We start from the raw sequence: 11,834 nt of genomic DNA, 5'->3' as shown, positions 1-11,834 counted from the left end.
TCAGTCTTCCGAAATTTGGAGTTCGGCAATGAAATCATAGGCATCGCCGCGATAAACGGATCGGGTGAATTCGACCACCTGACCGGAGGCGAGATAGGATACCCGCTCGATTTTCAGACCCGCGTCACCGGCCGGCACACCCAGTATTTCGGCATCGACCGCTTTGAGATTGCGCGCGGAAATCCGCTGAATGGCACGGACGGGCTGCATTCCCGAGGCCCGCAGGACCGCATAAAGCGACGTGGAAACACGTTCCGGATTGGGGAGAATGCTTTCCGAGAGCGACGCGCGCTCGATCGCCATCGGTGTGCCGTCAGCCTTGCGCAAACGGTCCACGCGGGCGACCTTTTGACCGGATGTCAGGCCGAGCGTGAAAATCTCCTGCGGTGACGCCGAATAGAGCCCTCGACGGAGCCATTCGCTGCTCGCGGACAGTCCGCGGCGCGCCATATCCTCACTGAAGGATGTCAGATTGGACAGCCGCTGTTCGACCTTGCGGACGCTGGGAGCGACAAAGGAACCGCTGCCGCGTTTCTGCACGACGATCTGGTCATCGACCAGCCCGGAGACCGCCTTGCGGACAGTGACCCGCGACAGGTCGGTGATCGCCGCGATCTCGCGCTCTGAGGGCAGCGGCTCGTTTTCCTTGAGCACACCGTCGTCAATGGCCCGCTGAATGCACCGCCGAAGCTGCAAGTACCGCGGCCCGCTGGAATTTGCCAGCCAATCCCGGGTTTCCAGCATGGAGATGAAGTCTGTCATATAACGGAGTGCCTTGGCGGTTAAAATAATACCTTTCAGATACCAATTTAAACTCTATCGAAACCGAAAATCAAGTGCTAAAAGAATCCGCATCTGCTCATTCTTGAAACAGTACAAACTGAAAGTCTGTGCAGGGGAACTCTTGTTTGCCCGTCCGGTATTCGCAATAAGATAATTTGAGCGTATCTGAGTCCGTACATCATGAGCCTGCCGACGACAGAAGACCGCGACCCGCAATCCATCGGATTGTCGAAGAAATCGGACGAGGAAGTTCTGTCTCTTCTGCTGGGCCGTCAGGTCGAGGCGCTTAACGCGGCCGCGCGGGCCATTCCGCAGATATCGCGGGCCGCACTGGCCTTGCTGAGGGCTGCTCAGGATAACAGGAAGATCGGATACGCCGGCGCGGGAAGCGCGGGGCTGACGGCTCTGGCGGATTGCCTCGAGCTGCCGGGAACCTTCGGCTTTCCACCCGAGCGGATGCGCATCCTGTTTGCCGGCGGCGCGGAGAATCTGCTGCACATGACCGGCTCCTATGAAGACAGCGACGAAGCCGGGGCCAGTGATTTCCAGATGTCCGGGCTTGGCGAAGGCGATATATTAATCGGCGTTTCCGCAAGTGGTTCAACACCTTACACCTTGGGAACCTTCAGGGCGGCGAAGGCTTCCAAAACCGAAACGATCGCGATCGCCAACAATCCCGGCACCCCTCTCCTGAAGGAGGCGGATCACCCGATCTTTCTGGAAACGCCTGCCGAGATCGTGGCAGGCTCTACACGCCTTGGCGCGGCCAGCGCACAGAAAGCCGCCCTCAACATGATCTCGACCCTGGTCGCCCTCAGGCTCGGCCATGCGGTCCGCGGGCATATGGTCAACCTGGTGGCGGACAATGAAAAACTGCGCCAACGCGCGCAGCGTATCCTTCGGGATCTGACCGATTGCTCCCCGGAAATCGCCGCCACAACGCTTGAGAAAGCCGATGGCCGTGTCAAGATCGCCGTGCTGATGCTGCGCGAGGGGCTGGACGTTACGGCGGCTGAAAACGCCCTCATCCTGCACAACGGAAACCTGCGCGCCTTTCTCTAGGGAGCGAACCTTTGCCGCTATAGGCACCTTCCAACCGCCCTACTTCAAATATGTCCGAAATTCTTCCGCCTCCCCAACCCGTTCAAGCGGTGCGGCGGGCGCGACTGGTGCTGCCATACTCGTTAAAAAAGCCATGCCAATTATTTTTTTTGGTTTACTCACCTGTCAATTGGTTGCATATTGGTATTGTAAATGGATGTTAACGAATAAAATCCAGAGGCGTTTAAGCAGGCAATGATTACCTGTTTCGATATCGGGGGCTCCTTCATCCGTCATGGCGCCCTTCAGGAGGATGGAACCGTCGCCGAAACCGGCCGGGTCGCCACGCCTGGAGACGACTGGGATGCGTTTGTCGCGGCAATCGCGGCCTGCGCCGCGGACAACCACTCCCCGATCTCGATTTCCCTCGCCGGAGCATTCGACGACCGGAGCGGCATCGCCGATGTCGCCAATATCCCCTGCCTGCATAAACGGCCTGTCCTGCAGGATCTGCAAACAGCGCTTGGCCGCCGCGTGCTGATCATCAATGACGCCAATGCCTTCGCGCTGGCCGAAGCTGTGGCCGGAACCGGCCGGGGCAAGGCTGTCGTCTTTGGTATCATTCTCGGGTCAGGCGTCGGCGGCGGACTGGTGGTCAACGGAGACCTGATCAAGGGTTTCGGCGGCGTTGCCGGCGAATGGGGACATGGTCCCGTCGTGGATCCGACCGCAGGCGGGCAATTGCGGGGACTGGAGCATTATCCCTGCGGCTGCGGCCAGACCGGCTGCATCGATGCCGTCTGCTCCGCGCGCGGCATGGAACGCATTCACACCTCGCTGCATGGCACCGCTCTTTCCAGCAAGGAGATCACACACGCCTGGCACGCGAAAGATCCCGCCGGATCCGCGACCGTCGAAGCCTATGCAATCCTGCTTTCAAGAGCGCTGTCGGTTCTGGTGAACACACTTGGCCCGGATGTCATCCCGGTCAGCGGCGGCCTTTCCGGTGACGGTGCGTTGCTTGACCTGATCGACCGCAAAACCAGGGCGCTCGTACTGGCGCAGTATCCCGATCCGCTGGTGATCAAGGGACGGTTCGCCGAAAACGGCGGCCTGCAGGGTGCGGGCATCGCCGCGCGCCGGACTTTCACGGAGGTGAGCGCATGAGGCGTATCCCGCTGGAGGTTTGCGTGGACACGATCGAAGGCGCCTGGACGGCGGCGGAAAACGGCGCCGACCGCATAGAACTGTGCGCGGCCCTGTCCGAAGGCGGCCTCACGCCTTCGTCCGGCCTGATGGCAGCTGCTTCCGGTTTGCCAATTCCCGTCTATGCGATGATCCGGCCGCATGCCGGTGGATTTTCCTATTCCGATGCCGACAAGACACTGATGCTGCGCGATATTCAAGCCGCTGAACAGGCCGGTCTCGCGGGAATTGTGATCGGCGCGCTCACCGGGGAATACGAACTGGACCGGGCTTTTCTGGCAACCGCGCTTTCCGGCACATGTCTGCCGGCGACCCTGCACCGCGCATTCGACACCCTGCGCGATATCGCCAAGGGTGTTTCGCAGGCGCTGGAACTCGGTTTCGAACGCATACTCACATCGGGTCAGGCTGGCAGGGCGGACCAGGGTCTTGAAGTCCTCGCGTCAACCGTCCGCCATGCTTCCGGACGTATTCCGGTGATGGCCGGGTCCGGTGTTTCCAGTGCGAACGCCGCGCACATCTTGCGGCACACTTCCGTCAACGAGTTGCACGCGTCCTGTTCCTCACCCGCGGAGGCCGACAACGCGGATACGCCGGAGACCCGGCTTGGCCTGGTCCCGCCTTCCGGCATCAGAAAAACCAACTCAGCCCTCGTCCGCGAGCTTCGCGGCGCGATGGACCAATTCACGGAGGCCGCGGCATGAAGACCGGGTATGTCGGACTTGGCGCACGTATCGCGAATGTCAGCAATTGCCTGTTCTCCGTTTCGGAGGACCTGGATCCCTGCGCCTATGTCGATCCGACGCCGGCCGGTCTGAAATATGTCGAGGCGAAGATCGGCAACACGCTGACATCCTATTCGGACCTGCAAGGCATGCTTGACAGGGAAAAACTCGACCTGTTGATGATCGGGTCGCCCAATTTCATGCATATGGACCACCTCAGGACCGCGCTGAAATCGGATGTCCGCTATATTTTCTGCGAAAAGCCGGTCGTCATCAGCGAAGCGGAAACCTTCGAGTTGCTCGACCTGATGAAGCAGCACGGCGGGTCGAAGCGGGTCCTGGTCGGCTTGGTTCTGCGCTATTCGCCGCTCTACAAGGAGCTGCAGAAGAGCCTCAGGACAGGCCAGATCGGCAAGGTCGTGTCGATTGAGGCGTCCGAGCATATCGGCCCGTATCACGGCTCCTTCTTCATGCGCGACTGGCGGCGCTACGCGAAGAATTCCGGCGGTTTCATGCTGGAAAAATGCTGCCACGATCTCGATCTCTATCAGGGTGTGACCGGCTGCCGCCCGCGGTTTGTCTCCAGTTTCGGCGGGCGCAAGAGTTTCGTGCCGGAAAACCGGCCGGATCAAGATCACAGCTTTCCGGCACCGGAATTCCACGGCCGGGCCGATCCGTTCACGCCGCGCTGGGGCGGCGGCAACGCCGATTTCGATTCCGACGGCGACATCATCGACTACCAGACAGCGCTGATCGAATATGAAGACGGCGCCAATCTGTGTTTCCACACCAACTTGTATGTGCCCGACGAGTTCCGCCGCTTTGCCGTGATGGGCACCAAGGGCATGGCGGAAGGCGATTTCATCCGCAACTACTACAAGGTCCATGACGCCCTGACCTCCGCCTGCCTGGTGGACAGACCGCAGCTTGTCGATGCTGGCAGGGGCGGCCATTACGGCGCCGACGACGCCATGGCCGGGGACCTGGTTCGCTATTTCAGGAATGGTGGAGACCTGCCCGTCGGCGTTCTGGACGCACTTGAAGCGGGACTGACCGCGATCAAACTCGATGAGGCGCGCCGGACGCGCAGCGTTCTCGATCTCGCCGACACCTGGCAGCAATTCGACAGCTACGGGCTGGCATAGGGGATCGCATGGCGCACACAGCAAAACAAAAAGACTATTTCCCGTTTCTGCTGCTGGTGCCGGCAACTCTCGTGATGGTGGCGGTCGTGGCCTATCCGCTGTTCGAGACATTCCGCCTGTCGTTCACCAACACCAGCATGAGCCCGAATTTCGAATATGTCGGGCTCGAAAATTACGAGAAGATCATGTCCCGCCGCTTCCCGGAAGTCATCGCGCGGACCTTCTACTGGATGGGCCTGTCGGTCGGTCTCAAGATGCTGATCGGAATGCTGGGAGCCGTGCTGCTGAACGCCATGGTTCCGGGCCGGACGCTGTTCCGTATTCTGGTCATGCCGCCCTGGGTGATACCGATCGCTATCGGCGTGTTCATCTGGGGCTGGATGTACAACGGCCAGTTCGGAATGATTTCCGGCGTGGCGCAGCGCATCGGCATTCTCAGCGGACCGTTCGAATTCCTCGCCTACAAGAATTCCGCCTTCATGTCGACCATCGTGACCGATGTGTGGATCGGCGTTCCGATGGTGACGATCTATCTGCTGGCCTCGATGCAGTCGATCTCCAGGGATCTTTTCGAGGCCGCCTGGGTCGACGGGGCGTCCCGCTTTTACCGGTTCCGCCGGATCACGCTGCCGCTGATCGTTCCTTCCATCGCCACCATGGCGCTGCTCTCGGCCATCGCCACATTCAATTCCTTCGATATCATCTGGATCCTGACGGAGGGTGGCCCTCGCGGGGCGACCACAACGATGATCATCGACACCTACAAGACCGCGATCAGCCGTTTTAAATACGGCGAAGGCGCGGCCCGCACGGTGATGATCGTGCTGTTCCTGGGATCCTTCATGCTCGTTTATTTCATGCTGCTGTCGCGCCTCGCCAGAAGGAGCCCCAACAATGCTGCATAAGTATCGCTGGTACGAATATGTGCTGATCTATAGCGGCCTTGCGCTCTTCCTGACCTTCGTCCTGGCGCCGTTCGTGGAAGCCTTCGTGGTCTCGCTCCGCCCGCTCAGCGGCCTGTTCTCAATTCCCTACCGGTTCATCACCGACGAAATGAGCTTCGACGCCTATTTCACCATGTGGGAAAACGTGCCGCTCTTGTGGTTGTACATGTTCAACTCGTTCTTCATCGCGACAGTGGTGACCGTGCTGGGGCTCATCTGCATCATTCCCGCCGCGTATGCCTTTGCCCGGTTTGAATTTCCCGCCCGCAACACGCTGCTTGGCCTGTTCATCGCGGTGAACATGTTCTCCGGCGCGGTTCTGATCATCCCGCTGTTCAAGCTGATGCAGCAATACGGCCTGTTGAACACCTATTTTGCGATGATCGCACCTGGCACCGCCTTCGTGATCCCGACCGGCATCTGGTTGTTGCGGTCCTATCTGATCCGCATTCCCAGGGAACTGGAAGAAGCGGCCTGGGTGGACGGTGCGGGAAAACTCTACACCCTGTGGCGGGTGATTATTCCCGTCGCCCTGCCCGGCATCGTCGTCGTCACGATTACCGCATTCATCACCGCCTACGCGCAGCAGTTCATCTTCGCGCTGACCTTCAACTCCGTGAACGAGCTGAACCCCCTGCCGGTTGGGCTCTTCCAGTTCTTCGGACGCCAAACGGTTGTCTGGAACGAACTCATGGCCGCCAGCCTCGTGGGCATCCTGCCCGTGCTGTTCGTCTATGTGTTCCTTCAACGCTACATCGTCGCCGGCCTGACGGCCGGCGCCGTGAAAGAATAAAAATAATAAAAAAACCAACCAGAAAGGGAAATTCAGATGACACTCAAATCAGTGCTAATGGGGGGAGCTTTCGCGTTCACCCTCGTCGCCGCCGCCCAGGCGGAAGACAAAACCATCCACATGATCAACTGCGGCGACAATACCGGTGCCGGTATCCCGATCCAGGACGAACTGATCAAGGGCTGGGAGGCAGACAACCCGGGCTTCAAGGTGGAAGTCGAGTTCGTCCCCTGGGGCCAGTGCCAGGAAAAATCCACGACGCTCGCCAGCGCCGGCAATCCGCCCGCGGTCGCCTATATGGGTTCTCGCACCCTGAAGCAGCTCGCGGCCAACGACCTGATCATTCCCGTCGACATGACCGAGGAAGAAAAGGCCACCTACGCCGCGCCGATCCTTGGCACCATCACCGCCAACGGCAAGCAGTGGGGCCTGCCGCGCGCCTTCTCGACCAAGGCCCTTTACTGGAACAAGGACCTGTTCAAGGAAGCCGGTCTCGATCCGGAAACGCCGCCGAAGACCTGGGACGAAATGTATGAGGCCGCCAAGGCGATCAAGGACAAGACCGATTCAGACGGTTTCGGACTTGCCGCGGCGTCCTTCGACAACACCATGCACCAGTTCATGAACTACGTGTATACGAATGGCGGTGCAGTCATCAACGACGAGGGCGAAATCGTTTTCAATTCGCCGAACAATGTCGAAGCGCTCGCTTTCTACGGCAAGATGGCCGAAGTCTCCCAGCCTGGCCCTGTCGCCTATGACCGCGCGAAACTTCGCCCGCTGTTCTCCGAAGGCAAGATCGGCATGTTCATTTCCGGCCCGTGGGAACGGGTGCGCGTGAAAGACGTGAACTGGGGCGTGGCTCCGATCCCGGTCGGACCGAGCGGCGGTCCGGGCACTCTGCTGATCACCGACTCCCTGGCCGTGTTCAAGGGCTCCGGTGTCGAGGAACAGGCGCTGTCCCTCGCCAAGCTGCTGACCAACCCGGAAAACCAGATGGCGTTCGAGATCGCCGAGGGCTACACGCCGCTGCGCGACATGCCCGAGGTGCAGGACATCCTCAAGGCCGATCCCACCTGGAAAGCCTTCCTGGATGCGATCCCGACCGGTGGTCCGGAGCCGTTCGTGACCGATTATGTCGGCCTGCAGGACTCCATCAACGAAGCCGTTCAGGGCGTCGTTCTCGGCGAAGTCGAGCCGGACGAGGCGATCGAGATCGCCGCCGAACAGCTTGAGGAATTCAAGTAACACCTTAAGCACCGGCCGGGCCCCTCTCCTCCCAAATCTTACGGATCAGGGGCCCGGTCATGGCTACGGAAAAGGAATGACCATGGGCGAGTTGCAGCTGCGCGACGTACGCAAGAACTATGGCCAGATGGAAGTCATCAAGGGCGTCAATCTTGATGTGAACCACGGCGAATTCATCGTTTTTGTCGGACCGTCCGGATGCGGAAAGTCGACCTTGCTGCGCATGATTGCGGGGCTTGAGGAAATCACGGGCGGCGATATCACGATCGACAGCAAGGTCGTGAACAATCTCCCGCCGGTCAAACGTGGCATTGCCATGGTGTTTCAGTCCTATGCGCTTTATCCGCATATGACCGTCTACGAAAATATCGCCTTTCCCCTGCGGGTCGAACGCCTGGCGAACGACAAGGTGGAAGAGAAGGTCCAGGCCGCCGCCGGCATTCTGCAGCTGACCGACCGCCTGCTGCACAAACCGGGCGAGCTTTCAGGCGGCCAGCGCCAGCGCGTTGCCATCGGGCGCGCCATCGTTCGCGCGCCGTCCGTCTTCCTGTTCGACGAACCGCTGTCAAACCTCGACGCCGCGCTCCGCGCGGAAATGCGGGTGGAACTTGCAAAACTGCATAACACCCTGGACGCCACGATGATCTACGTGACCCACGACCAGGTGGAAGCCATGACCATGGCCGACAGGATCGTTGTGCTGGATCTCGGTGTGATCTCCCAGGTCGGCACGCCTCTGGATCTGTATCACAAGCCCCGGAACCTGTTCGTCGCGGGCTTCATCGGCAATCCGAAGATGAACTTCATCGAGGTGACCGGAAAGCAAGCGACCGGAGACGGGGTCATCGTTACCCTGCCCTCCGGCCAGGAACTGACCGTAAAGGTTTCGGCGCATGGCGCAGTCGCCGGCAAAACACTGACGCTTGGCATCCGGCCGGAGGATCTGACGATTGAGCGTGCGGATGCCTCGATCGAGGTCGTCCCGAATGTGGTGGAACATCTCGGCATTCACACAGTGACCTACAGCGCCGTGGAGGGCGCGAAATCGACCTTCTGCAGCCTGTTGCCGGGCTCCGCGGCTGCCAGGGTCGGCGTGCCGGTCGCAATGGGTCTGAACGGTACGGATTGCCACTTGTTCGACGAGGCCGGCATTGCTTTCGAAAGACAACTGTCTGTCGAAAAACTTGATCCGGCGGCCATGCTGGTTTGACACCCGGAGCATGCGCGTTCGCCAAAACGCTGTGACAACAGGGACGGAAAACTTCTCTTGTTCAGACAACCGCTGTGCGAACTCCCCTGATGGCGTGGAACCACAAAGCTTTCTGCATTCGCGGCATTTGCGTTTGAAAGCGATTTGGACTTGGATTCACGGCCCAAAGACTCTAGATAGCGAAACTCCGGAAGCATATTGATGTGCATTGTGGACACCGCCTGCTTGCGGCGATCCGCCATACATTGCGACCATCCCCCACGAATTTCCGATGCTGGCGAACTGGATCAGCTTACATTCATGTGGAATTATACCCGCGTTCATCTGAACACCGACGAGACGCACCAGACGCCAAAGGACATCGGATGGACACTTCCGCGCAAGTGACAGCACGTCTTCAGAACAATGCGGTCTATAAAACCGGTCGCCATGACTTTCAGGCAGATATCGAAACAATCGCCGCAAGTGAGACCGTCGGACCGATCCTCGAAACCGTGATGCTGGCCACCGGCATGCGCTTCGTGGCCGTGGCCCGGGTGACACAGGACCGCTGGGTTACCTGCCGCTCGCTCGACGAGATCGAATTCGGGCTGATAGAAGGCGACGAAATCGATGTCCGGTCGACCTTCTGCCAGACCGTGCGCGACACGGCCAAGAAAATCATGTTCAACGATTCAACGGAAGATGAGATTTACCGCAATCATCCGGTAGCGGCCCAATACGGCATTGTCAGCTATGCCTCGATCCCGATCTTTCGCACGAACGGCAGTTTCTTCGGCACGCTGTGCGCCCTGGATACCGTGCCGCGGAAAGTCACCCATGCTCGTGCGATCGCGATGTTTGAAATGTTCGCAAAGCTTATCGGCCGAATGCTGGAGACCGAGGAACAGCTCAAGGCTCAGGAAGAACTCGTCCGGCACGAACGGAAGCTGGCAGAAGCACGGGATGAATTCGTTGCGATCCTCGGACACGACCTGCGCAATCCGGTCGCAGCCCTGACTGCCGGCATCCGGCAGCTCGGCCGGGAACACCTGAGCGAACGGGGTCTGCAGGTTCTCGAGCTGATGCGGCCCACCCTTCTGCGTATGGATGATCTGATCGAAAACATGATGCTTCACGCCAAGTCGCGCCTTGGCGGGGGCATCAAGATCGCTCCGAAAACCGATGCCCCGCTCGCCGAAGCCATCGCGCATGCCGTGGAAGAAGTGCGGGCTGCCGAACAAGGTCGCGACATCACCCTGGATCTTGCATTCCCTCACCCGGTCCGGTGCGACGCACCCCGGCTGGCGCAGGCTCTTTCGAACCTGATCAGCAATGCAGTCAAGCATGGTGCGCAAGACAGCCCGATCGAAGTGCGCGGCTACTTCAGCGGCGTCGAACTTGTTCTGGCGGTCGTCAATCGCGGCGAAGCCATTCCAGAAGACGTGCAGCGCCGGCTTTTCCAACCTTTCCAGCGCGGTGAGAGTGCAGAGAGCGACGGCCTGGGGCTGGGCCTCTACATAGCCTCGTCCATTGCCACCGCGCATGGCGGCCGGGTGGAACTCATCTGCGACGGCGGTTGCACCACATTTGCCCTCAAGCTGCCGTCCTCTGGAATCGTGGCTGGCGGGTAAGTCACGGGATCCAGGGCGCGCACCATGCAGCCCCGCGCTCCCTATAGCGGAACAAACTAAACCACCTTCCCTCGGGCTGCGACTGTCTCTATCCGTGTCACCACCCCATCGCGGTGAAAGACGAGTTTTTCAAACAGGTTGGAGACCACGCAGGTGTGGTTCGGGACGATGCGCACCTGGTCGCCGATCTGCGGCTTTCGAGCAGATCCGCTCAGGTCCACGATGGCGTGTTCCTCGTTCAAGGAGACGATTGAGGCGTCCGGATAGTCAACCAGGAGCCCGTGATCCGTGAAGCCGAGCAGATCGGAGGTCAGCGCCTTGGATCCGGCATCCAGGACCGCGCGGGTTTCCGTCGGGCGGGAGACGACGGTCGCGAGGACCTGCATGGCGCAATCGTCGAGATCGCACATGCCGGCGCGCATCATGGCCCGGTCATTGAAGATGTAGGTTCCGGCGCGGTGTTCCGTCGCGCTCGACACAAGATCGGAATCGAACAGGCTCGGCGAACCGCCGTGGGAGACGACCGGGCACTCCAGGCCGGCCTGTTTCAAAAGCCCGACGGTTTCGGCAAGGAAGGCCTCCACCGCGGCTTCCGAGGCGGCTTTGGGATAAGTCAGCAGGCCGTGAAACACCAGACCGGCGCAGGCGTCAATCCTTTCGGCGAGTTGCATCGCGTCGGAAGGTGTCTGAACGCCGTTGCGTCCACCGCCGGTGTCGCATTCGACCAGCACCTTCAAGGGCCGGTCCGCGTCAAACCGCCCGGCAAGCGCATCCACCACGACAGAGTTGTCGGCCACGACCTGAAGGTCCACTCTGGCATTCAGCGCCTTCAGGCGTTCCAGCCGCGCCGCACCCAGCATGTTGAAGGTGATCAGAATGTCGGTGAAACCGGCATCGGCGAACACTTCCGCCTCGCTGATCTTCTGGCAATTGATGCCTTTCGCGCCTGCCGCCGTCTGGAGCGCAGCCAGGGCCGGTATCTTGTGTGTCTTGACATGCGGCCGGAAATTCCGGCCGATCCGGTCGAAATAATCCTGCGCGACCTTGATGTTGTTTTCCATGATCGTTTCGTCGATCACCGCCACCGGCGTCATGAGATCATGGATGGAAAGTCCGACGCTCATTG

Annotated in this window: 11 protein-coding genes; 9 read left to right on the top strand and 2 right to left on the bottom strand. The window is 60.0% G+C overall.

From position 1 onward, the window contains the following. Complete coding sequence (locus CLV41_RS19030; RefSeq protein WP_103224012.1) at positions 1 to 762, bottom strand: GntR family transcriptional regulator; 762 nt, start codon at positions 760 to 762, stop codon at positions 1 to 3. Positions 763 to 963: 201 nt separating this feature from the next. Between CLV41_RS19030 and CLV41_RS19025 the strand changes: the two genes are divergently transcribed. The 9 genes from CLV41_RS19025 to CLV41_RS18980 all read left to right on the top strand — a co-directional run bounded on the left by CLV41_RS19025 (position 964) and on the right by CLV41_RS18980 (position 10,708). Then, complete coding sequence (locus tag CLV41_RS19025) at positions 964 to 1,845, top strand: N-acetylmuramic acid 6-phosphate etherase (RefSeq protein ID WP_103224011.1); 882 nt, start codon at positions 964 to 966, stop codon at positions 1,843 to 1,845. A gap of 234 nt (positions 1,846 to 2,079) precedes the next feature. After that, positions 2,080 to 2,991 (top strand): ROK family protein, encoded by a 912-nt coding sequence (locus CLV41_RS19020; protein ID WP_103224010.1) that lies wholly within the window; start codon positions 2,080 to 2,082, stop codon positions 2,989 to 2,991. Further along, a complete protein-coding gene (locus CLV41_RS19015) occupies positions 2,988 to 3,734 on the top strand; it encodes a copper homeostasis protein CutC (RefSeq protein WP_103224009.1) in 747 nt (248 codons plus the stop codon). Before CLV41_RS19020 ends, CLV41_RS19015 begins: the two co-directional genes overlap by 4 nt. Further along, positions 3,731 to 4,900, top strand: a complete 1,170-nt coding sequence (locus tag CLV41_RS19010; protein ID WP_103224008.1) for a Gfo/Idh/MocA family protein — start codon at positions 3,731 to 3,733, stop codon at positions 4,898 to 4,900. The genes CLV41_RS19015 and CLV41_RS19010 overlap by 4 nt, the downstream gene beginning before the upstream one ends. A gap of 8 nt (positions 4,901 to 4,908) precedes the next feature. Next, a complete protein-coding gene (locus tag CLV41_RS19005) occupies positions 4,909 to 5,805 on the top strand; it encodes a carbohydrate ABC transporter permease (protein WP_103224007.1) in 897 nt (298 codons plus the stop codon). Further along, positions 5,795 to 6,637 (top strand): carbohydrate ABC transporter permease, encoded by an 843-nt coding sequence (locus CLV41_RS19000; RefSeq protein WP_103224006.1) that lies wholly within the window; start codon positions 5,795 to 5,797, stop codon positions 6,635 to 6,637. Before CLV41_RS19005 ends, CLV41_RS19000 begins: the two co-directional genes overlap by 11 nt. A gap of 36 nt (positions 6,638 to 6,673) precedes the next feature. Continuing rightward, the gene (locus tag CLV41_RS18995; RefSeq protein WP_103224005.1) at positions 6,674 to 7,885 is read left to right on the top strand and encodes an ABC transporter substrate-binding protein; all 1,212 of its coding nucleotides are present in this window, start codon (positions 6,674 to 6,676) and stop codon (positions 7,883 to 7,885) included. Positions 7,886 to 7,967: 82 nt separating this feature from the next. Beyond that, positions 7,968 to 9,095, top strand: coding sequence for an ABC transporter ATP-binding protein (locus CLV41_RS18990; protein WP_103224159.1), 1,128 nt, complete (start codon positions 7,968 to 7,970; stop codon positions 9,093 to 9,095). Between the two features lie 365 nt (positions 9,096 to 9,460). Beyond that, positions 9,461 to 10,708, top strand: coding sequence for a GAF domain-containing sensor histidine kinase (locus CLV41_RS18980; RefSeq protein WP_103224003.1), 1,248 nt, complete (start codon positions 9,461 to 9,463; stop codon positions 10,706 to 10,708). A 56-nt stretch (positions 10,709 to 10,764) separates the two neighbouring features. Here CLV41_RS18980 and CLV41_RS18975 read toward each other — a convergent pair whose 3' ends face one another. Continuing rightward, positions 10,765 to 11,832 (bottom strand): D-TA family PLP-dependent enzyme, encoded by a 1,068-nt coding sequence (locus tag CLV41_RS18975; RefSeq protein ID WP_103224002.1) that lies wholly within the window; start codon positions 11,830 to 11,832, stop codon positions 10,765 to 10,767. Positions 11,833 to 11,834 lie beyond the last annotated feature (2 nt).

Source organism: Roseibium marinum, assembly GCF_002906165.1.
GTDB lineage: Bacteria > Pseudomonadota > Alphaproteobacteria > Rhizobiales > Stappiaceae > Roseibium > Roseibium marinum.
The sequence above is the reverse complement of the archived record's forward strand: the minus strand, read 5'-3'. Positions and strand labels throughout refer to the sequence as shown.